The organism is Sphingomonas sp. ERG5, from assembly GCF_000803065.1.
Lineage (GTDB): Bacteria > Pseudomonadota > Alphaproteobacteria > Sphingomonadales > Sphingomonadaceae > Sphingomonas.
Window position 1 is genome coordinate 26,005 of record NZ_JSXI01000010.1, and the last position, 21,126, is coordinate 47,130.

General features: G+C 65.7%; 24 protein-coding genes. 14 read left to right on the forward strand and 10 right to left on the reverse strand.

Translation table 11 applies throughout. From position 1 onward, the window contains the following. Positions 1–75 precede the first annotated feature (75 nt). Positions 76–483 carry a Nif11-like leader peptide family natural product precursor gene (locus tag OO12_RS02350; protein ID WP_152616224.1) on the reverse strand — a complete coding sequence of 136 codons (408 nt, stop codon included), beginning with the start codon at positions 481–483 and terminating at the stop codon, positions 76–78. Between the two features lie 97 nt (positions 484–580). Between OO12_RS02350 and OO12_RS02355 the strand changes: the two genes are divergently transcribed. Further along, positions 581–1,840 (forward strand): hypothetical protein, encoded by a 1,260-nt coding sequence (locus tag OO12_RS02355; RefSeq protein ID WP_034157033.1) that lies wholly within the window; start codon positions 581–583, stop codon positions 1,838–1,840. Between the two features lie 162 nt (positions 1,841–2,002). Here OO12_RS02355 and OO12_RS02360 read toward each other — a convergent pair whose 3' ends face one another. After that, positions 2,003–2,686 carry a GNAT family N-acetyltransferase gene (locus OO12_RS02360; RefSeq protein ID WP_152616225.1) on the reverse strand — a complete coding sequence of 228 codons (684 nt, stop codon included), beginning with the start codon at positions 2,684–2,686 and terminating at the stop codon, positions 2,003–2,005. Between the two features lie 120 nt (positions 2,687–2,806). Between OO12_RS02360 and OO12_RS02365 the strand changes: the two genes are divergently transcribed. The 9 genes from OO12_RS02365 to OO12_RS02400 all read left to right on the forward strand — a co-directional run bounded on the left by OO12_RS02365 (position 2,807) and on the right by OO12_RS02400 (position 9,283). Further along, on the forward strand, positions 2,807–3,700 hold the full coding sequence (locus OO12_RS02365) for a heme o synthase (protein WP_034157034.1): 894 nt from the start codon (positions 2,807–2,809) through the stop codon (positions 3,698–3,700). 3 nt (positions 3,701–3,703) lie between these two features. Beyond that, positions 3,704–3,850, forward strand: a complete 147-nt coding sequence (locus tag OO12_RS28410; protein ID WP_160296715.1) for a hypothetical protein — start codon at positions 3,704–3,706, stop codon at positions 3,848–3,850. Then, positions 3,847–4,386 carry a cytochrome c oxidase assembly protein gene (locus OO12_RS02370; protein WP_034157035.1) on the forward strand — a complete coding sequence of 180 codons (540 nt, stop codon included), beginning with the start codon at positions 3,847–3,849 and terminating at the stop codon, positions 4,384–4,386. The genes OO12_RS28410 and OO12_RS02370 overlap by 4 nt, the downstream gene beginning before the upstream one ends. Before the next feature lie 47 nt (positions 4,387–4,433). Further along, entirely contained in the window at positions 4,434–5,357 is a 924-nt protein-coding gene (locus OO12_RS02375; RefSeq protein ID WP_034157036.1) for a cytochrome c oxidase subunit 3, read from the forward strand. Continuing rightward, positions 5,354–5,860 (forward strand): DUF3291 domain-containing protein, encoded by a 507-nt coding sequence (locus OO12_RS02380; RefSeq protein WP_052215452.1) that lies wholly within the window; start codon positions 5,354–5,356, stop codon positions 5,858–5,860. The genes OO12_RS02375 and OO12_RS02380 overlap by 4 nt, the downstream gene beginning before the upstream one ends. Next, positions 5,844–6,233 (forward strand): DUF983 domain-containing protein, encoded by a 390-nt coding sequence (locus OO12_RS02385; protein ID WP_443024537.1) that lies wholly within the window; start codon positions 5,844–5,846, stop codon positions 6,231–6,233. Before OO12_RS02380 ends, OO12_RS02385 begins: the two co-directional genes overlap by 17 nt. Next, on the forward strand, positions 6,230–6,847 hold the full coding sequence (locus OO12_RS02390) for an SURF1 family protein (RefSeq protein WP_034157037.1): 618 nt from the start codon (positions 6,230–6,232) through the stop codon (positions 6,845–6,847). Before OO12_RS02385 ends, OO12_RS02390 begins: the two co-directional genes overlap by 4 nt. Before the next feature lie 126 nt (positions 6,848–6,973). Next, positions 6,974–8,371 (forward strand): threonine synthase, encoded by a 1,398-nt coding sequence (thrC, locus tag OO12_RS02395; protein WP_034157038.1) that lies wholly within the window; start codon positions 6,974–6,976, stop codon positions 8,369–8,371. 42 nt (positions 8,372–8,413) lie between these two features. Next, positions 8,414–9,283 (forward strand): class I SAM-dependent methyltransferase, encoded by an 870-nt coding sequence (locus OO12_RS02400; protein WP_034157039.1) that lies wholly within the window; start codon positions 8,414–8,416, stop codon positions 9,281–9,283. A 35-nt stretch (positions 9,284–9,318) separates the two neighbouring features. Here OO12_RS02400 and OO12_RS02405 read toward each other — a convergent pair whose 3' ends face one another. From OO12_RS02405 to OO12_RS02415, 3 genes are read right to left on the reverse strand one after another with little or no spacing between them, the layout of a single operon-like run. Continuing rightward, positions 9,319–9,957, reverse strand: coding sequence for a heme exporter protein CcmB (locus OO12_RS02405; RefSeq protein ID WP_034157040.1), 639 nt, complete (start codon positions 9,955–9,957; stop codon positions 9,319–9,321). Beyond that, positions 9,954–10,550: a heme ABC exporter ATP-binding protein CcmA gene (gene ccmA, locus OO12_RS02410; RefSeq protein ID WP_034157041.1), complete on the reverse strand. Its 597-nt coding sequence runs from the start codon at positions 10,548–10,550 to the stop codon at positions 9,954–9,956. Before ccmA ends, OO12_RS02405 begins: the two co-directional genes overlap by 4 nt. Beyond that, positions 10,547–10,966 (reverse strand): metallopeptidase family protein, encoded by a 420-nt coding sequence (locus OO12_RS02415; RefSeq protein ID WP_034157042.1) that lies wholly within the window; start codon positions 10,964–10,966, stop codon positions 10,547–10,549. Before OO12_RS02415 ends, ccmA begins: the two co-directional genes overlap by 4 nt. Positions 10,967–11,015: 49 nt before the next feature. On the opposite strand from OO12_RS02415, the gene OO12_RS02420 reads away from it, so the two are divergent. Further along, positions 11,016–11,315 (forward strand): 4a-hydroxytetrahydrobiopterin dehydratase, encoded by a 300-nt coding sequence (locus tag OO12_RS02420; protein ID WP_034157043.1) that lies wholly within the window; start codon positions 11,016–11,018, stop codon positions 11,313–11,315. Positions 11,316–11,340: 25 nt separating this feature from the next. On the opposite strand, the gene OO12_RS02425 is transcribed toward OO12_RS02420, so the two are convergent. Next, positions 11,341–12,144, reverse strand: a complete 804-nt coding sequence (locus tag OO12_RS02425) for an SDR family oxidoreductase (RefSeq protein WP_200887367.1) — start codon at positions 12,142–12,144, stop codon at positions 11,341–11,343. A gap of 491 nt (positions 12,145–12,635) precedes the next feature. Here OO12_RS02425 and OO12_RS02430 point away from each other — a divergent pair, with 491 nt between their 5' ends. The 3 genes from OO12_RS02430 to OO12_RS02440 all read left to right on the forward strand — a co-directional run bounded on the left by OO12_RS02430 (position 12,636) and on the right by OO12_RS02440 (position 16,046). Next, complete coding sequence (locus OO12_RS02430) at positions 12,636–13,442, forward strand: ATP-binding cassette domain-containing protein (RefSeq protein WP_034157044.1); 807 nt, start codon at positions 12,636–12,638, stop codon at positions 13,440–13,442. Next, the gene (locus OO12_RS02435; protein ID WP_034157045.1) at positions 13,439–14,977 is read left to right on the forward strand and encodes an ABC transporter permease/substrate-binding protein; all 1,539 of its coding nucleotides are present in this window, start codon (positions 13,439–13,441) and stop codon (positions 14,975–14,977) included. Before OO12_RS02430 ends, OO12_RS02435 begins: the two co-directional genes overlap by 4 nt. Before the next feature lie 91 nt (positions 14,978–15,068). Continuing rightward, positions 15,069–16,046 carry a hypothetical protein gene (locus OO12_RS02440; protein ID WP_034157046.1) on the forward strand — a complete coding sequence of 326 codons (978 nt, stop codon included), beginning with the start codon at positions 15,069–15,071 and terminating at the stop codon, positions 16,044–16,046. 37 nt (positions 16,047–16,083) lie between these two features. On the opposite strand, the gene OO12_RS02445 is transcribed toward OO12_RS02440, so the two are convergent. The 4 genes from OO12_RS02445 to OO12_RS02460 form a co-directional block, all read right to left on the reverse strand. Next, the gene (locus tag OO12_RS02445) at positions 16,084–17,436 is read right to left on the reverse strand and encodes a dihydrolipoamide acetyltransferase family protein (RefSeq protein WP_034157047.1); all 1,353 of its coding nucleotides are present in this window, start codon (positions 17,434–17,436) and stop codon (positions 16,084–16,086) included. A 95-nt stretch (positions 17,437–17,531) separates the two neighbouring features. Further along, positions 17,532–18,536 carry an alpha-ketoacid dehydrogenase subunit beta gene (locus tag OO12_RS02450; protein ID WP_034157064.1) on the reverse strand — a complete coding sequence of 335 codons (1,005 nt, stop codon included), beginning with the start codon at positions 18,534–18,536 and terminating at the stop codon, positions 17,532–17,534. A 56-nt stretch (positions 18,537–18,592) separates the two neighbouring features. After that, positions 18,593–19,882 carry a 3-methyl-2-oxobutanoate dehydrogenase (2-methylpropanoyl-transferring) subunit alpha gene (locus tag OO12_RS02455; RefSeq protein ID WP_034157048.1) on the reverse strand — a complete coding sequence of 430 codons (1,290 nt, stop codon included), beginning with the start codon at positions 19,880–19,882 and terminating at the stop codon, positions 18,593–18,595. Positions 19,883–20,085: 203 nt separating this feature from the next. Next, the gene (locus OO12_RS02460; RefSeq protein WP_034157049.1) at positions 20,086–21,102 is read right to left on the reverse strand and encodes a fumarylacetoacetate hydrolase family protein; all 1,017 of its coding nucleotides are present in this window, start codon (positions 21,100–21,102) and stop codon (positions 20,086–20,088) included. Positions 21,103–21,126 lie beyond the last annotated feature (24 nt).

Below are 21,126 nucleotides of genomic sequence, written 5' to 3' on the forward strand. Positions count from 1 at the left end.
CGAGCCGGAGATCGAACCATTTGCGATGCACTTTGCCGATAGATGGCCGAGCCGTCGGCCCGGCCAATGCCCCCATCAGCAGGATGAATTATAGGGATTGTTGGTGCACAGCGTCTGGCAGGTATTACCCTGGGTGCAGTTGTTGGTCTGCGAACTGGGCGGCGCCTCGGCGCCGAGATTGGCGGCCACCACGTCATTGCGGCGCTGCACGAACGCCTTGCCTTGTTCCGGGGTGAAGTCGACGCCGTGATCGGCACCGATCCCGACCAGACGCTTGAAGAAATCCTCAACATCCTGGGCGGCGTGGAGCGTGCTCTGCAATGCCGGACTGGCCGCGATCTTGCGCTTGAGGCCAAGCAGTACCTCGTTCAACTCGTCGCCCAAACCGGCATCGGCGGGCACGGCCTGCCCGGCCTGTTGCGACGCGAGGCTCGCTGCGGTGGCGTGCGGATCGGTCGATGGCTTCGGATCGTCGCTGTTCATGGCCTGCATCCCCCTGTTGCCGCCATCAGCACTTGTTTGTACTCGTTCCAGCGGTTCGTTACGCATAGACAATGTTCCGGCAGCAATCGAGTCATAGATGAACCTGCCCGCGACGCACCGCGCCGTGCCGCCACGCCTGCCGGTCGATCCGCCAAAGCGCGACCTGGCCGAGATCGACGCCCCGGATGGCACTGCCGATCAACTGGTGCGAGTCGCCACGGCGCAGGTCGTCCTGCTCGATCACGCCTTGCTCACCCATGACCTGCCGGCTCTCTCGGACCAGGCGCTCGGTGTCGCCGCTCTGGATCCGATCGCGGCGCGCGAAGCCTGGATGCTGGAACAGGCCGGTCTGGTGTCGCTGACTCAGGCCGCCCAGACCGAGGTCAACACCCCGATCGCCGCCATTGGCGCTCCGCGCCCGGCCTGGCGGCCGCCACGCTATGGCCGCGCCGCGGTACTGCGTGCCGAAGGACCTGGGGACGAGCATCTGCTGCTCGACCTGAAGGGCGTCGGGCGCGGCGCGGGGCATGTCCCGGCACGCGCGCACCATTCGTCAGGACTCTGTTCGCTCCGCGAAGCGCTGCGCGAGGTGCTGATGGAAGCAATCATCGCCGCGATCCTGGCGCGCGCTGCGCCGGATCTGTGGACGGTGCCGGCCTATGCCGTGCTCGATCTCGGCTTCGATGCCCTGACTCATCGTGGCGAGCAACTGCCGGCCGCCATGCTGGTGCGCCGCGCGCATGCCCGCGACCAGGACGAACCTGTCCTGCCCTGGCGCGGCTCGACCGGCGAGCGCATCCGGCTTGAGATCGAGCTGTTGCTGCGCGCTTACGGCCTGACCAGCAGCAATGCCGGATCGCGCCACCATCTTCAGGCGAATGCGGATGGGCCGCGCATCGCCTATGTCGATGGCCCCTTCGAACCAGTCGATCGGCGCATCCGGGCCGAGGTCGAGGCTGCGCTCGACGGATCGGACGCCGCGACGTGCGACGGCATCAACATTCAGCTCGCGCGCCTCGACCGGCAAGCAGGGGTTCGCGCCCGGCTGGTCGATTTCGGCCATTACGAAGTCCGCCGGCGGTTCGACCGCGCGCTGGTCAGCATGGCGTGCGACGCGCCGCATCGCTGGGGCGCCTGCCTGGTCTGGCGCGACTTGCCTCAGCCGAATCCGATTCTTGCCGCGCCGCTTGCACATTGGGCGCGGGAGGAAGCAGCGGCGCTCGGCAGCCTCTCACGCGCCAGTTCCGATCCAACGACACTCTGGGCGGACGCGGCGGCCCGTGCATTTCGCGCCGGAGAAATGTCGGGCAAGGATATTGCCGATGCGATCGCACAAGCGGCGGGTGAGATAGCTTAGAGCTTAGGGGCGCCCCATGGCGGCGTGTCGCGTCCAGTGACGGCTCAGGCTACGCCCCTGTTGTGAAACAGGGGTGGAACAGGGGCGATGTTTCGCGCCTTTGAGAAAGAACGGGGCAAGAATAGCTGGCGGCGTCTCATCCGACCATCACCCTGCGGCATCTCATCGTGCGGTTGAATCGCCGCTGGCCGAGGTGCCGATGCCATCCACAATCCCGGCGGAGGAAAAGAGCATCCCAACCTCCCAGCCCATCATGGCGTAAAGCGCGCGTCCCTCTTCGGTGGCCACGAGCAGCTGGCGCGATTGCGGCGATCGTCGCGCCGCGCCCAACGCGGCCATGACGACGCGGCCAAGGCCTTTGCGGCGGTGCCCGGCGTCCGTCACGATGCGGTCGTAGATGAACAGCCCATCCCATTCCGCGGCAAAACCACTCGCCGCAAGATCGCCGTGATCGTCGAGGATGCGGATTTCAGTGGTCGGGCCGTCGACATGGGTTTCCATCCGATGGCCCGGCGCCAGCACCGCGGTGGCCGGCGTCGCATCGCAGGTCATCACATAGCCGACCGGGGACAGGCACCAATGCGCGGGAAGCAATGATGCGAGCTGCTCCGGAGGGCCGCACAGCTTCAGAAAGACAAGCGGGGTTGTGATCGATCGGCCCAGTTCAACCAGGCCGGGCCCGGGCCGCGCGAAAACATATCGCCGCAACTCGGCCGGCAAATTGCTGTCGAGTCTCAGGCCGCCGCTGTCACGAATCGGCTGAGGCAGGTTCCGCGCCACGGATCGGGCCCGCAACCATGATTCGATCAGTTCCGGGTCCATCGCTACGCTTGGTTCAAAGGGCATGCCAATCGTTAGAATCGCGCATCATGCGATGCAATGGCAGGACAAAGATCCGCTGGCGGATCGGCCGGCAAATGCAGCACTTTCCCCAACCGTCCCAGCGGCCTATAGGCGCTGACAATCATGACCTCCGCGACTCTCACTTTGCCCGCCGACTGGCGCGACTTTCTTGCCCTGACCAAACCCCGGGTGATGAGCCTTGTCGTATTCACCGGGCTGTGCGGCATGCTGGCAGCGCCGGTGAAGATCGACCCAGTGCTCGGTTTCACCGCCATATTGTGCATCGCGCTGGGCGCGGGCGCCGCGGGCGCGCTCAACCAATGGTATGAATCCGATATCGACCAAGTGATGAAGCGCACCGCCGGCCGGCCGCTTCCCGCCGGACGCATGGACCGCCAGTCCGCGCTGCATTTCGGCGTCGGGCTCGCGGCCTTTTCGGTGATCCTGATGGGCCTGGCGCTCAATCTCGTCGCCGCCGCGATCCTGACCGCGTCGATCCTGTTCTACGTCTTCATCTACACCATCTGGCTGAAGCGCCGCACGCCGCAGAACATCGTCATCGGCGGCGCCGCCGGTGCTTTCCCGCCGCTGATCGGCTGGGCCGCCGCGACCGGCGATGTCGCGACATTGCCGATCCTGCTTTTCGCGCTGATCTTCCTGTGGACGCCGCCGCATTTCTGGGCGCTGGCGCTGTTCATGAAGACCGATTACGCCGCCGCCGGCGTGCCAATGCTGCCGGTCGTCGCGGGCGAGCGCACCACCCGGGTGCAGATCGGGCTTTATACACTGCCGATGGCCGCCGCCGCGATCGCGCCCTGGCCGCTCGGTCTGGCGGGCAATCTCTACGGCATCGTCGCGATCGCCACGACGGCGGTGTTCGCCGTGATGGCGCTGCAGGTGGCGCTGCGCACCACCGGCACCGGCGACATGATGCGCCCGGAAAAGCGCCTCTTCGCTTATTCGATCCTCTATCTGTTCATTCTCTTCGGCGCGCTGGTCGTCGATCACTGGATTTGAGCCATGGCTGACCTGATTCCCCCGACCGACAAGCTGATCCGCGCACGCCAGCGCTCACGCGCGACCGTGATGGGCCTGATCCTCGGCGCGCTCGTCATCCTGGTGTTCGCGATCACCATCGTGAAGATCAAGGCAGGAATGCCCCATTGACCCCGCCGGTCCGGACCGCATTGCTCGCCGGGCTTGGCGTGTGTTTCATGACCGGGCTCGGTTTTGCCAGCGTGCCGCTCTACAGCATGTTCTGCGCGGCGACCGGGCTCAACGGCACGACGCAGCGCGGCCTGGTCGCGCCGGGGGCCGTCGCCGGTGCAGGCCGCGTCCAGATCGACTTCGACACCAATGTCAGTGCGAAGCTGCCCTGGAAGTTCGCCGCCGAGCATCCGTCCGAGACGGTCGATGTCGGCGCGCGCGACATGGCCTTCTTCACCGCGACCAACACGTCGAACAAGCCAGTGACCGGGACCGCGACCTTCAACGTCACCCCGGCCCAGGCGGGGAAATATTTCACCAAGATCCAGTGTTTCTGCTTCACGCAGCAGACGCTGAAGCCGGGGGAGACCGCACGCATGCCGGTGATCTTCTTCGTCGATCCGAAAATGCTCGATGATCCCGACGCGAAGGACATCAAGACGATCACGCTCAGCTATACGTTTTACCCGGTGGATTCCGGCGACGTCGCAAGCTAGAGCAACTTTCAAACTGAGATAACAACCGCCTTACAGGGGACCGACGCATGGCCGGCGCCAAGAACCACGATTACCACATTCTCGCTCCGGATATCTGGCCGATCGTCGGCGCCTTCTCGGCGTTGGCGATGGCGGCAGGCGGCATCATGTGGATGCATGGCGGCCATGTCGGCAAGCCCAATGGCGGCGGCATCGTTTTCTTCCTCGGCGTGGCCGGCGTGCTGACCACCATGTTCAGCTGGTGGGCCAACGTCATCAAGGAAGCGCATCAGGGCGATCACACGCCCGTTGTGCAACTTCACCTGCGCTACGGCATGATCCTGTTCATCGCTTCGGAAGTGATGTTCTTCGTCGGCTGGTTCTGGGCGTTTTTCGACTTCTCGCTCTTTCCGGCCGCGATCCAATATGCGGACGGCGCAACGAGCGTGATCGCCGACGCCGCCGCCGGCGCGGCGCACTGGCCGCCCAAGGGCATCGAAGTGATCAACGCCTTCGAATTCCCGCTGCTCAACACGATCATTCTGCTGACCTCGGGCACCACGGTGACCTGGGCGCATCATGCCCTGATCCATGGTCAGCGCGGTGGCGAGAAGACCGGCCTATGGGGCCTGCTCGGCGTCGGCGATCGCGACGGCGTGCTCAAGGGGCTGTGGCTGACGATCATCCTGGGCCTGCTGTTCAGCTCGATCCAAGCTTATGAGTACATCCACGCGCCGTTCCCGTTCAAGGGCATCAACTATGGCGCGTCGTTCTTCATGGCGACGGGCTTCCACGGCTTCCACGTGCTGATCGGCACGATCTTCCTGACCGTCTGTCTGGTGCGCGCCTATAAGGGCGACTTCACGCCGCGCCAGCATTTCGGCTTCGAAGCCGCGGCCTGGTACTGGCACTTCGTCGACGTGGTGTGGCTGTTCCTGTTCGTCACCATCTATGTCTGGGGCGGCTGGGGCGCGCCGGTCCACGGCGGGTGAGCGAGAGCTGGCACCTCGCGCAGGTCAATGTCGGGCGGTTCGCTGCGCCGCCCGGCGACCCGCGCGTCGAGCCGTTCATGGCTGCGCTCGACCGGGTCAACGCCATTGCCGACGCCTCGCCGGGTTTCATCTGGCGGCTGCAGGACGATAGCGGCAACGCGACCGCGATCCGCCCGACATCCGACCCGCTGTTCGCGGTCAACATGTCGGTATGGCGTGATGCCGATGCGCTGTTCGACTATGTCTATCGCAGCGCGCACACGCCGATCATGGCGCGGCGGCGCGAATTCTTCGATCGCTTCGATGGCGCCTATCAGGCGCTGTGGTGGATTCCCGCCGGCCATATCCCGACGATAGACGAAGCCCTGGGGCGGCTGTGGCGGCTCGATCGCTATGGCCCGACCGAACAGGCCTTCACCTTCAAGGCGCGTTTCCCGGCGCCCGACGAGTCCGGCGTTCCGGTCGATCATCAACCCGATCCCTGGTGTGTCGGCCGCGCCTGATCTCGCCACGGCGCCAACGCCAGCCCAGGTTGCGATCAGGGGACTCTGCCCGCGCTGCGGCGCGAAGACCCTGTTCGCCGGCCTCGCCGCCTTTGCGCCGAATTGCCCCAATTGCGGCCTCGACTTCGACAGCTTCAATGTCGGTGACGGCCCGGCCGCCTTCCTGACCCTGATCCTCGGCGCGATCGTCGTCGCGATGGCGATCACCACCGAGCTGACGCTGCACCCGCCGCTCTGGCTGCACATGCTGATCTGGATCCCGGTGACGGCCGCCGGCGTGGTCGGATCGCTGCGCGCCGCGAAGGGCATGCTGATCGCGCTCGAATATCGCAACGCCGCGCGTGAAGGCCGATTGAAGGGCGAAGACGCGTGAAGCGGATTCCGATCGTCGCCACCATCGTCGTCGGCCTCGCCATTGCGATCATGATCGCGCTTGGCATCTGGCAGCTGCAGCGCAAGGGCGAGAAGGAAGCGCTGATCGCGCAATATGCCGCGAACCGCACGCTGCCGCCGATCGCCTTTCCCGCCATCCCGGTCGATGATTCGCTGCTGTTCCGCAAGGCCGGTGCCTTTTGCCTGCAGCCGGTCGGCTGGAGCAACCGCGCCGGGCGCAACGCAAAGGGTGCAACCGGCTGGCGGCAGATCGCACAGTGCCGAACCGGCGCCGAAGGCCCCGGCCTGACCGTGCAGATCGGCCTGGCGCGCGCGCCCGACGCCAAGCCGACCTGGACCGGCGGCGAAGTGCATGGTTACATCACTCATGCGCCCGACGATCAGCCGCTGATCGCCTCGCTGATCGGGCGGGCGCATCCCAAGACGCTGATGCTGGTCACCGATACGCCGCTTGCCGGGCTCGACGCCAATCCCGAGCCCGATCTGTCGGCGGTGCCCAACAACCATCTTGCCTATGCCGTGCAATGGTTCCTGTTCGCGGGCGTCGCCGGGATCATCTATGCGCTAGCGCTCAGGCGACGGATGAAGGCCTAGCCTTTGTCTGGCCCGTTACCGCACATTCTTCCAGCCGCTGAGTATGGGCCGCGCGGGCAAATTCCGATGACGAGGCAATGACGCACAACTTGTGACTCTGCGCCCACGCCGCTAGTCGCCAAGACCATGCGTTACATCAGCACCCGCGGCGCCGCGCCGATCCTCGATTTCCAGCAGGTCACCCTGGCCGGCCTCGCCAGCGATGGCGGGCTCTATCTGCCCGAGCGTTGGCCGACCCTCTCCCCCGAGACGATCGCGGCGATGCGCGGCATGTCCTATGTCGACACCGCGGTCACGGTGATGAGCCCGTTCGTTGCCGGCGTGCTCAGCGACGATGACCTGCGCGCGCTGTGCACCGAGGCCTATGGCCGCTTCAGCCATGCCGCTGTCACGCCGCTGGTCCAACTCGACCAGCGACACTGGCTGCTGGAGCTGTTCCACGGGCCGACGCTCGCCTTCAAGGATGTCGCCCTGCAACTGCTTGGCCTGTTGTTCGAACGCTTTCTCAGCGGCTCGGGCAAACATGTCACCATCGTCGGCGCGACCTCGGGCGATACCGGCTCCGCCGCGATCGACGCGCTGGCCGGGCGTGAGGGCGTCGATGTCTTCATGCTCCACCCCAAGGGCCGCGTGTCCGACGTGCAGCGGCGCCAAATGACCACGGTGCTCGCCCCCAATATCCACAATATCGCGATCGACGGCAGCTTCGACGATGCCCAGGCGATGGTGAAGGCGATGTTCAATTCGCCCGACTTCTCCGGCCGCTTCGCGCTGTCGGCGGTCAATTCGATCAACTGGGCGCGGCTGATGGCGCAAGTGGTCTATTATTTCTACGCCGCCGTCCGACTCGGCGCGCCCGAGCGGCCAGTCGCCTTCTCAGTGCCGACGGGCAATTTCGGCGATGTCTTCGCCGGCTATGTCGCGGCGAAGATGGGCCTGCCGGTCGCCAGGCTGATCGTCGCGACCAACGTCAACGACATTCTCCACCGCGCGCTTGCCGATGGCGATTATTCGCAAGGCACCGTGGTGCCGACGCCAAGCCCGTCGATGGACATTCAGGTTTCGAGCAATTTCGAACGCCTGCTGTTCGATCTCGGCGGCCGCGACGGTATTGCCCTTGCCGCACAGATGGCGGGCTTTGAATCGAGCAAGGCGATGCGGTTGACCAATGCGCAACGCGAGGGCGCGGCGGGGCTGTTCAGCAGCGACCGGATCGATCTTGACGACATGGCGCTGGCGATGCGCTGGGCGTGCGAGAAGTCGGGCGAAGTGATCGACCCGCACACCGCGATCGGCCTGGCTGCCGCGCGGCGTGCCGATTTGGGTGACGTTCCCGTCGTGACGCTGGCGACCGCGCATCCGGCCAAGTTCGACGACGCGGTCGAGCGCGCGACCGGCGTGCGCCCGACACTTCCGGCGCGGATCGGCGACCTGTTCGAGCGGCAGGAGCGTTATGACAGCCTGCCCGGCACGTTCGACGCGGTGACCGCCTATATCGCCGAGCGGGCGGTGGCGGTTCGGTGATGTCGTTCCCATCACCGTTCGTTTCGAGCGGAAGGTAGAGGCATGGAGCTCCAGACCCTGATCGGCGAGCCCTGGGCGGATTATGGCCTGATCGATTCGGGCCATGGCCGCAAGCTGGAGCGCTATGGCCGCTTTCGCTTCATCCGCCCCGAGGGACAGGCACTATGGGCGCCGGCCAGCCCCGACTGGCGCGCGCAGGGCGAGTTCGTGCCCGGATCCGACGAGGATGGCGGCGGGCGCTGGGACTATAGCGAGCCGGTACCGCGCGAAGGGTGGCCGCTCAAATGGGACGGCGTCACCTTCACCGCGCAGAACACCCCGTTCCGCCATCTCGGCTTCTTCCCCGACATGGCGCCGGTGTGGGGCTGGATGCGCGAGCGGGTGGCCGGCGTCGAGGCGCCCGAATGCCTCAATCTGTTCGGCTATACCGGCGTCGGCACGCTGGCGATGGCCGACAAGGGCGTGAAGATGGTCCATGTCGACGCGTCGAAGAAATCGGTCGAGGCGGCGCGCGCCAATGCCGCGCTGTCGGGGATGAGCGACAAGCCGGTGCGCTGGATGATCGACGATTGCACCAAGTTCGTCGCGCGCGAGGTCCGGCGCGGACGGCGTTACGACGGCATCCTGCTCGACCCGCCGAAATATGGCCGCGGGCCGGAGGGCGAGGTGTGGAAGCTGGAGGAAGGCCTGCCCGGGCTGATCGCCGATTGCCGCAAGCTGCTCGATGCCGAGTCGCGGTTCCTGTTCCTGACGGTCTATGCGGTGCGCATGTCGGCGCTGGCGATCGCCGAGTTGCTGCGCCAGGCCTTTGCCGATCTGGGCGGAACGGTCGAGGCAGGCGAGTTGGTCGTGCGCGAGGAAGCGCGCGGGCTGCTGTTGCCGACGGCGATCTTTGCACGGTGGAGCCGGTAAGGGCGGCCTGAACTTCCGTTCGTTTCGAGCGGTTGTCAGTCCATTCCGGCGCGGATCGCCGCCCCTGCCACGAACGGCGCGCCGGCCAGCAGCACAAGACTGACCGCCGCCAACAATTTGACCGCCCCTTCACCGCCTTCGATCGACCCCGCGCCGAAGATCAGCAGCGGGACGGCGAGCGGCAGCATCACCAGACCGGCCACCGCGCTTGCCCCGCGGACGCCCGTCACCAATGCCGAAGTCGCGACCGCCAGCGCGGCAAGACCCGGCGTGCCGATCAACAGGCCAAGCTCGACCGCGAGCAGCGTGTCGAGCGGCAAGCCAAGCAAGCCCGCCGCGACGACCGCAGCGAGCATCAGCGGTGGCCCGAAGCTCAGCCAGTGCGCGGCGATCTTCGCCGCGGCGACCGTCGCCATGCTCACACCGCGCACGGCAAGCTGATCGAGCATCCCGGCATCGGCATCGGGACCGACCAGCCGCTCGACCGGCAGGAGCGCGGCGAGCAAGGCGGCGGCCCAGATCACCCCGCCGCCGACCCGCGCAAGCAGCACCGCATCGGGACCGATCGCGAAGGGGAAGAGGGTCGCGACGAGCAGGAAGAAGCCGACGACCAGCGTCACGCCGCCGCCGGCCCAGGCGCGGCGCAAGTCGCGCATGATCAGCGCGCCGATCATGCTCCGCCCTCCAGCGCGATCGTCTGCGCATCGGGCACGGCGATCGGCAGATGAGTCGCGACCAGCACGATGCCGCCGCTCGCCCGGTGCGCGGCGATCGCGGCCTCGAGCAAGGCGACCGCCCCGGCATCGAGGCCATTGGCGGGCTCGTCGAGCAGCCAGATCCCCGCCCCGCTCGCCGCGATTCGCGCCAGCGCGGCGCGGCGACGCTGCCCGGTGGACAGCAGCCGGACGGGGACGTCGCGCAACGTCGCGAGATCGAAGGCGATGAGAGCATCGCGCACCGCACCGAGGCGACCATCGATCGCGGCCCAGAAACCGAGCGCCCGGCCCAGAGTCAGGTCCTGGTCGAGCGTGCTCGCTTCGGTCAACAAGGCCCGGTCGCCGTTCGCCTCGACCCGGCCGGCCGCCGGCGGCAACAGACCGGCGGCGACACGCACCAGGCTCGACTTGCCCACGCCATTCGGCCCGGTGACCAGCAGCGCGCCGCCGGACCGAAGCGCGAACGACCGCTCCCCGAACAAGGTCCGCCCACCCCGCGTGCAGGTCACGCCATGGAACGCGAGCGCGCCATCGTCGGGAAAGGCGCTCAACCCGCCGCTTCCTCCAGCGCGTGCATGTCCGCATCGGACAGGCCGAAATGATGGCCGATCTCATGGATCATGACATGGCTGACCAGAGCGTCGAGTCCGACCCCGGTTTCGACCCATTCCTCCAGGATCGCGCGGCGGTAGAGATGGATGCGGTCAGGCGGCGAGCCCGATTCCATCGATGATTTCTCGCTCAGCGGACGGCCATGATACAGGCCGGTGAGATCGAGCGGATGGTCGATGCCGAGCGCATCGAGCGTTTCCTCGTCCGCCAGATCCTCGACGATCAGCACCACGTCGCCGAGATGCGCGCGGAATTCGGCCGGCAGGCTTTCCAGCGTGCGCAGCGCGATCTCCTCGATCGCCGCAATGGTTGGAGCCCGTATTGCCCTGGGGCGGGATTGATCGGATGTCGCCATCGGCTATGCCATAAGGCCAAGGCGCAAGCGGCGCCAGCAGGAGGAAGACGTGACGGGGACGATCGAACCGCTGAGCGAAGAGGAGCGCGCCGAAGCGCTCGATGCGCTGGACGAGTGGGATTATGATGAAGCGCGCGACGCGATCACCCGCACCATCACTTTTGCCGATTTCAGCGAGGCGTTCGCGTTCATGACGCGCGTCGCCCTGCTCGCTGAAAAGGCCGACCATCACCCCGAATGGTCGAACGTGTGGAACCGGGTCGAAATCTTGCTCACCACACACGACGCCGGCGGGCTGTCGCACCGCGACGTGGACATGGCTGAGGCGATCGACGGGTTGGTTTCTTAATCCTCCCCGTTCCGGGGAGGAGACCTTACTCCGCCGCGCCGACGCCGCGTTGCATCATCTTGCGCAGCCTGCCGGGCATCCAGCGCGCGGCGAAGGCCATGCGGTGGGCGGTCTTGCCGACATAGGTGTGGACCTTGTCGCCATGCACCGCGTCCCAGGCGGCCTGCGCCACCACATCGGCCGAAGTCAGTTCGAGCCCCGCGCCGGTCACCGTTTCGCGAATCGACCGATTCGAGCCGCCGGCGGGCGAGTTGAGCAGCGGCGTTTCGATAAAGGCCGGAACGATGTCGCGCACCTTGATCCCGTCGGCCGACCATTCGCCATCGAGCGCTTCGGTCAGCGCGCGCACGCCGAATTTGGTCGCCGAATAGGGCGCGAGTCCCGCCGAGCCATAGATCGCCGAGGCCGAGGCGGTGTTGAGCAGGCACGAGCCGGGCGTCCGGACGAGATAGGCATGGCCGATCCGCGCGCCATTCAGCACCCCCATCAGATTGATCGAGACGGTGCGGTCCATATCCTCGAAGCTCATCTGCGCGATCGGTCCGCCAGTGCCGATCCCGGCATTGTTGAACAGCACGTCAAGCCGGCCGCCGCTGGTCGCGGTGAATGCGTCGAGGCTCGCAACCCAGGCGTCGCGGTCGCGCACGTCCATCGTATAAGTCGAGACCATGCCCGCCGGCAGCAGCGCCGCAGTGTCGGCCAGGCCAGTCACATTGACATCGGCCAGCCCGACCCGCCAGCCGCGCGCCGCGAACAGGATCGCCGTCGCCCGCCCGATTCCCGATCCGCCGCCGGTGATGAAGATCGCCTTCTGCACGCCGTCCGCCATCCCTGTTTCCCTCTTCGCTCTCGCGCCGGGCCAGTTCCGGCATCGATCGTGTCAATTTCGCTGCGATCTATGCGGAACGGGGCGGGTTGGACAAGCCGCCGATTGCACGACCGATCCCGATCGACATCCTAGTGTCCCCAAGGCGGCGCGCGACGCCTGTTATCACCTGTTAATCGGGCCGGAAAATCTTCTCCTGTTAAGTTGGATTTTCAGCGAGAAATTACCGCTTGTTTTCAAACCCTTGAACCCCTTCCACCTGTTCTTCGAATAACAGGTGATAACAGGTGGAAAATGGACGCGATAACAGGTCGAAACAGGTCCTGTTATCGCACGCAGCGATGGCGCCACGCGTCAGTCACTATCGTCATGAGAAAGAGCCGGCACCGAATCGCATCGGCGCGCCGGAGCGCTGTCGCATTCAGCGCCGGTACTGAATCGAGCCCCGCGCACTTCGTTGACGCGCCGCGCGTCCTCCCGCACTATCGTCGCCGATGCCAGACAGCTCCAAGCCCGGTCCTTCGGTCGCATTCGACGGCGTCACCAAATCATATCCGGCCAAATCCGTCATTGGCGGTACGGTCGCAGTCGATTCGGTATCGGTCGAGATCGCCTCGGGCAGCTTCGTCGCGCTGGTCGGCGCATCGGGATCGGGCAAGTCGACCTTGCTCAAGATGATCAACCGGCTGATCGAACCAAGCGCCGGTCGCGTCACCATTGCCGGCGAGGCGGTGCAGTCGGTCGAGCCGCACGCGCTGCGCCGCCGGATCGGCTATGTCTTCCAGAATATCGGCCTGTTCCCGCATCTCAGCGTGGCGGACAATATCGCGATCGGCCTGAAGCTGTCGAACGACGGCGACACAATCACCCGGGCGCGGCGCGTCGCCGAATTGCTCGAGCTGGTCGATCTGCCCGCCGGCTTTGCCGCGCGTATGCCCGACGAACTCTCGGGCGGACAGCGCCAGCGCGTCGGCGTGGCGCGCGCATTGGCCACCGCGCCGGGACTGATGCTGATGGACGAGCCGTTCGGCGCGCTTGATCCAGTGACGCGCGATCAACTCGGCACGGCGATTCGCGCGCTGCACGACCGGCTTGGCCTGACCACCATCATGGTCACGCACGACATGGCCGAGGCGCTGCTGCTCGCCGACCGGGTGCTGGTGATGGAGGCGGGCAGGATCGTCGCCGACGCGACACCGCGCGGCTTGCTGGCGGGCGATGGCGGCACGGCGGCGGATGCGCTGGTCGCGGTACCGCGCGAACAGAGCCGCCGCCTGATCGCGCTGGAGCGCGACACATGAACAGCCCGTTCTTTGCCGCCTTCGCGCGAGTGCCCGACCTGCTCGCCGCACATCTGCTGCTCGCGGCATCGGCGCTTGCGCTTGGCCTAGTGATCAGCCTGCCGCTGGCGATCTGGTCAGCGCGCCGACCACTGGTCGCACGCGTCGCGCTGGGGTTCGCCAGCCTGGTCCAGACGATCCCCTCGCTGGCGCTGCTCGCGCTCTTCTATCCCCTGCTGCTGTCGCTCTCGACCCTGATCGGCGGCGGCATTCCTGCCTTGGGCTTCCTGCCCTCGCTGCTCGCACTGACGCTCTATGCGCTGCTGCCGATCCTGCGGAACGGCGTCACCGGGCTGATCGGCCTCGATCCCGCCGTGATCGAGGCGGCGGACGGGGTGGGCATGACCGCGTGGCAGAAATTGCGGCTGGTCGAGGCGCCTCTGGTCGCGCCCGTGCTGATGGCGGGAATCCGTACCGCCGCGGTATGGACGATCGGCGCCGCCACCCTGTCGACCACGGTCGGTCAGCCAAGCCTTGGCGATATGATCTTTGCCGGATTGCAGACGCAGAACTGGGCGCTGGTGCTGGCCGGCTGCCTGAGCGCGGCGGCGCTGGCGCTGGCGGTCGATGCGCTGCTCGGGGTGATCGAGCATGGCATCGCGGTGCGCAAGCGCCGGCGCGCATGGATCGCCGGCGGCGTGCTGGCGCTTGGCGTGATCGCCGCGCTGGCGCCAATGTGGCCCCGCGCCGGCGCCGAAACGGTGGTGGTCGGTGCGAAGGGCTTTTCGGAGCAGTATATCCTGGCCCGGCTGATCGGACATCAGCTGGAAAAGGCCGGATACCGGGTCGATTATCGCGAGGGCCTGGGGTCGGTCGTGGCGTTCAATGCGACCGCGGGCGGCGATGTCGATGCCTATGTCGATTATTCGGGCACGATCTGGACCAACGAGATGAAGCGCAACGATGTGCCGCCCCGCGCAGCGATCGTCGCGGGAGTCGGCGCCTGGGCGAAGCAGCAGCACGGCATCCATTTGCTCGGCAGTCTCGGGTTCGAGAACAGCTATGCCTTTGCGATGCGTAGTGCCGATGCCGAGCGCCGCGGGGTGACCAGCATCGCCGACCTGACCGCGATCGCGCCCCGGCTGAAGCTGGCGACCGATATCGAATTTCTCGAACGGCCCGAATGGGCGGCGGTGCGCAAGGCGTACGATCTGCGCTTCGCATCGGCGCAGCCCTATCAGCCGACCTTCATGTATCGCGCGCTGGCCAGCGGCACGGCGGATGTGATTCCGGCCTTTTCCTCGGATGGGCGGATCGCGGCGGACAAATTGACCGTGCTGGCCGACCCGAAGGGTGCGATCCCCGGTTATGACGCGATCCTGCTGCTTGCCCCACGCCGCGCCGCGGATGCGCGCTTTGCCGCCGCGTTGCGGCCGCTGATCGGCAAAGTGCCGGTCGAGGCGATGCGGGAGGCGAATTACATGGTCGACCGCGATACCAACAAGGCCTCGCCCGAAGAGGCGGCACGGTGGCTGGAGCGCAAGCTCGGGCTGTAGCTGGATTTCGCGCGGAGGCGATATGGGCCAACGATTTCGCTTGCGAAACGGAAACCGCCAATGCCACCAGTGACCCCGACGGGGGGCGTAAATGGCATTTTTTCGCAAGGCGGATCCTGACGCGGCAGCGCTCGAGGATTGGGAACGCGACCTGACGGCGAAGGACGGACACCCGCTGATCGCCATCATCCTGGTCGCGATCATCATACTGATCGGCACCTTCGGCGGCACGCATGATGGGCGTTATGCGGGTGAATCGCTTGCCTTTCTGGTCGGCGGCGCAATCGGACTGACCATTCTTGTCTATGGTCTGGCCTGGGTCATCACGATCCGCCATGCCAGCGTCAGCTGGCAAGTGGGGAGTCTCGCCGGAATCGCCCTGCTCTGCGTGTTCGCGACGACGACGCGGATCGAGTTGGACAATGCTGTGATCCGCCGCGATCTTTTGATGTTGGCCGAGATCGAGATCACCGATGATGGCCAGATCAAGCTGCCGCCAAATGCCGATCGCGGTCCTGTATCACGGATATTCCTCCGCTATTTCAAGACGCTCAACGATATCGGGCAAGAACAGACAAGCAAGTTGGATGCGATCGGCATAAACCGGATCGCAGCCCCGGGAATCGAAGACGATCCGTCTCTACTCAAGGACTGCGCCCGGTTCGGGCGCGAAAAGCCAGCGGTCGATGCAAGGGTCGCCAGAATACGCGCCGCTGCACGACAGGTGGGCAAGGACATCGGGACGGCCGACATACCCGTCGCGGCCCGACGTGAAATCAGCAAGGGAATGGCCGACGCGATAGATCCAGCGATCGCCCGGATCAACAATTCGGCGACGATCGTCAAAGCGCAGCTCGATGAGGGGCAGGCCATTTGCCAGACGCTGGCCAGACGCAATTGGCGCGCACAGGGGACTCGGCTGATGTTTACCAACCAGAGCGATCTGGCATCATTCAACCATCATATCGAGCGGTGGAACCAGCTGGTGCGGGACAATCAGGCCGCGCTGGCCGAGGGGAAGCGGATGGTGACGGAGGGTCAACGCATCATGAAGCGGTGGAACAGGTAGGCGGCGGCTCCCCGGCTCGCACCGGGGAGCGTGCCCTTTAATTGGCGAACAGCAGGACCGGCGTTTCGAGGTACTTCTTAAGGCCCTGAACGAAGCTCGCCGCGTCCCAGCCATCGACGACGCGGTGGTCGCAGCTGATCGACAGGTTCATCAGCTTGGCGCGGCGAATTTCATCGCCCCCATGAGAATTTTTGGCAAAGACGGGACGTTCGACGATCTTGTTCGGACCGATGATCGCAACCTCGGGCCGGTTGATCACCGGGGTGGTAGCGATGCCGCCGAGCGGCCCGAGCGACGTGATGGTCAGGGTCGAACCCGACAATTCCTCAACCTTGGCCTTGCCGGTGCGTGCCGCCTCGGCGAGGCGGCCGATCTCGGTCGCGAGCTGCCAGACATTGCGGTCCTGCGCATCGCGAATCACCGGGACCATCAGACCCGCCGGAGTCTGCGTCGCCATGCCGAGATGGATCTGGCCGTGGCGCGTGACCACGCCCGCCTCATCGTCATAGCGCGCGTTGATCATCGGGAAGTCGGGAATGGTCTTGCAGATCGCGACGATCAGCAGCGGCAACATGGTCAGCTTGGGCCGGCCGCCGCGATTGTCGTTGAGGTCGGCGCGCATTTCCTCGAGCGCGGTGACGTCGATTTCGTCGACATAGGTGAAATGCGGGATGGCGCGCTTCGACGCGGCCATGTTCTCGGCAATCTTGCGACGCATGCCGATGACCTTGATCGGCTCATCGGCGCGGGCATTGTTGGCGTGCGGCGCCTGATAGCCCTGACCCGAGCCATAGCGCAGGAAGGCATCGAGGTCCGCATGGCGCACGCGGTCGCCCTCGGTCTTGACCTGTGTGAGGTCGATGCCGAGATCGGTGGCACGGGCGCGCACAGCCGGCGAGGCAAGAGCGTGAGCGGCGGCGTGAGTGGCGGCCTGAGCCGGTACGGCGGCAGGCGCACCCGGCTGCGGCGCCGGGACAGGTTTCTCGACTTCGCTCGAAACGAAGGGCGCGGGAGAGTGCCGCTCCGCAGGAGCCGGCGTTTCGGCCACGCCCTCGGCACCGGGATTTTCCGCGCCCATCTGCTCGGCGACATCCTGCGCCAGTTCGGCGCGGGCGGCGGCATCGCTTGCCGGCGCTTCGCCTTCGGCCGCGTCGGTCTCGATCACCACCAGCGGTGAACCGATCGACACCTGGTCGCCGACTTCGCCGGCGAGCTCGATCACCGTGCCGGACACTGGTGATTCCATTTCGACCGTCGCCTTGTCGGTCATCATGTCGGCCAGGCCCTGATCCTCCTCGACCCGGTCACCGACCTTGACGTGCCACGCGACGATCTCGGCCTCGGAAATGCCTTCGCCGATATCGGGCAGTTTGAATTCGAAGCGTGCCATCCCAGTATTCCGTTCGTTTCGAAAGAAGTCGAAAAATCCGTCTCCAGCCCCGCTTCTCGACTTCGCTCGAAGCGAACGGGGTGAATGTATCGGCTTTAGTCTCGCATCACTTTCTTGAGCGCTTCGCCGATCCGCACCGGGCCGGGGAAATAGGCCCATTCGAGACTGTGCGGATACGGCGTGTCGAAGCCGGTCACGCGCTCGATCGGCGCTTCGAGATGATAGAAGCAGCGTTCCTGCACCAGCGCCGACAATTCCGCGCCGAACCCGCTGGTACGCGTCGCCTCATGCACGATCATGCAGCGGCCGGTCTTCTTCACCGACGCTTCGATCGTCTCGATGTCGAGCGGCACCAGCGTGCGCAGGTCGATGATCTCGGCATCGACACCGGCATCGGTCACCACCGCCATGCACACATGCACCATCGTGCCATAGGCAAGGATGGTCAGCGCATCGCCGGCGCGGACGATCTTCGCCTTGCCCAGTTCGATCTTGTAGTAACCGGTCGGCACTTCACCCGCCGGATGCTTCGACCAATTCTGCGCCGGGCGATCCCAATGGCCGTCGAACGGGCCGTTATAGATGCGCTTCGGTTCGAAGAAGAGCGTCGGGTCATTATCCTCGATCGCCGCGATCAGCAGGCCCTTGGCGTCGTACGGGGTCGATGGAATGACCGTCTTGATGCCCGAGACATGCGTGAAGATGCCCTCGGGGCTCTGCGAATGCGTCTGCCCGCCGAAGATGCCGCCGCCAAAGGGCGAGCGCACGGTGATCGGCGAGGTGAATTCCCCATCCGAGCGATAGCGCAGCCGCGCTGCTTCCGAGACGAGCTGGTCGAGCGCGGGATAGATGTAATCGGCGAACTGAATCTCGGGCACCGGGCGCAGGCCATAAGCGCCCATGCCGACCGCCACGCCGATGATGCCGCATTCGGTGATCGGCGTATCGAACACGCGGGTCTTGCCGAATTTTTCCTGCAGGCCAGCGGTGGCGCGGAACACACCGCCGAAATAGCCGACATCCTCGCCCATCACGATCACGTCGGGATCGCGCGCCATGACCACTTCCATGGCGGAATTGATCGCCTGGATCATGTTCATGCGCGCCGTGCCGCCTTCGGCGTCATCCTGCGGCGTTGCGGTTTCGATCATCTCACTCATGACTTGCGTGCCCATGGGCGGCCCGAGGCCGTCTCTTCCGCGATCATCTGCGCCTGTTGCTCGCGCAAGTGCCAGGGCATTTCCTCGAACACGCCGTCGAACAGCGTATCGAGCGGCTGGTGCAGGCCGTGACCGAGAATGCCGTTCTTTTCGGCTTCCTTCTGTGCCGCCTTGACCTGCTCGGCGAGCTCCTTGTCCTGCGCCACGTGGCGCTCCTCATCCCATTCGCCGATCGCGATGAGATGGTCCTTGAGCCGCTTGACCGGGTCGCCGAGCGGCCAGGCGGTCGGTTCACCTTCGGAGCGGTACTGGCCGGGATCGTCGGAGGTCGAGTGCCCCTCGGCGCGATAGGTGAAATGCTCGATCAGGGTCGGGCCCTGATTGGTCCGCGCACGCTCGGCCGCCCAAGCGGTCGCGGCATAGACGGCGAGCGCATCGTTACCGTCGACGCGCAGGCCGGCAATGCCATAGCCGACCGCACGCGCCGCGAACGTGGTCGATTCGGCGCCGGCGAAACCGGAAAAGCTCGAAATCGCCCATTGATTGTTGACCACGTTGAAGATCACCGGCGCACGATAGACGCTGGCAAAGGTGCAGGCGGAATGGAAATCGCCCTCGGCGGTCGAACCCTCACCGCACCAGGTCGCGGCGATGCGCGTATCGCCCTTGGCGGCGCTGGCCATCGCCCAGCCCACGGCCTGGGGATATTGCGTGGCGAGATTGCCCGAGATCGAGAAGAAACCGGCTTCCTTGACCGAATACATGATCGGCAGCTGCTTGCCCTGCAGCCGGTCGCCCTTGTTCGAATAGATCTGGTTCATCATGTCGACGAGGCTCCAGCCCCGTGCGATCAGCAACCCCTGCTGGCGATAGGAGGGGAAGCACATATCCTCATAATCGAGCGCGAAGGCAGCGGAGACGGCGACCGCCTCCTCCCCGGTGCACTTCATGTAGAAGCTGGTCTTGCCCTGGCGCTGCGCCCGGAACATGCGTTCGTCGAACGCACGGACCAACGCCATGCTGCGAAGCATGCCGCGCAGCGTGTCCGGGGAAAGGCGCGGATTCCACGGGCCGACCGCCTGATTTTCATGGTCGAGCACGCGGACCAGTTCATAAGCGAGATCAATGAAGCTGTCGGCGGGATCGGCAGTGTCGGGGCGGCGCACCGATCCGGCGGCGGGGATCGCCACTTCGGTAAAATCGACCGCGTCACCGGGGCGGAATTTGGGCTCCGGCACGTATAGCGACAATGGTTTCAGATTGGCGCGCGGAATGTCGCTTGCCATGGCCTCTCCAGTCTTTTCGGCGTTGCCTCTGGTTTAAGCAAACGCGCGGAATCGATGATCATCCCTTGTTATAAAATTTCAAAGCGCTTGGCGAGGGGCCTGCCGTGCCGCCACTGTGCCAATCGTGCCGTTCGGTTCGCCCATTGGGTCGGACGGGACGAAGGTCGGACGGGGAGAAGCGAGTCCTCCCCGTCCGCGGAGACTCAACCGACGGTCTGTTCGATCACCCCGAAGATCGGGTGGTGCTTGTCGTCCTCGGCCCAGATGCGCACCGTGTCGCCTTTGGTCAGGAACGGCGTCACTGGCTTGCCGCCCCTGATCGTTTCGATCGTGCGCAATTCGGCGAGGCAGGAATAGCCCACACCGCCCTCGGCGATCGGCTTGCCCGGGCCGCCGTCGCTATCGCGATTCGACACCGTGCCAGAGCCGATGATCGTGCCCGCGCCGAGCGCGCGCGATTTGGCGGCGTGCGCGATCAGCGTACCGAAATCGAAGGTCATGTCCTCACCCGCCTCGGCGCGGCCGAATGGCTTGCCGTTGAGGTCGACCATCAGCTTGCGGTGCAGCTTGCCGTCCTTCCACCAGTCGCCAAGCGCGTCGGGGGTGACGAACACCGGCGAGAAAGCGCTGGCCGGCTTGGACTGGAAGAAACCGAAACCCTTGGCGAGTTCGCCCGGAATCAGATTGCGCAACGACACGTCGTTGGTCAGCCCGACCAGCCGGACCGCCGCCAGCGCCTGTTCGCGACTCGCGCCGAGCGGCACGTCGCCGGTCACCACCACCACTTCGCCCTCCAGGTCGCAGCCCCAGGCTTCGTCGGCGAGCGGGATCGGGTCGCGCGGCCCGAGAAAACCGTCCGAGCCGCCCTGATACATCAGCGGATCGTGCCAGAAGCTCTCCGGCATCTCGGCATTGCGCGCCTGACGCACCAGCGCGACATGGTTCACATAGGCCGAGCCATCGGCCCATTGATAGGCGCGCGGCAGCGGCGACGCGGCGTCGTTTTCGTGGAAACGCCGCATCGGGATCATCTCATGCTCGAGATCGGTCGCGAGATTCTGCAGGTCGGGCAGCAGCCGGTCCCAGTCGTCGAGCGCCGCCTGGAGAGTCGGCGCGATGTGACCGGCATCGGCGTACCAGGCGAGATCGTTCGAGACGATGACGAGTTTTCCGTCACGCCCCTGTTTGGGGTGGGCATGCTTGAGGCTGGCCAGTTTCATGCGGACTCCTAGAGTTTTGCCTCA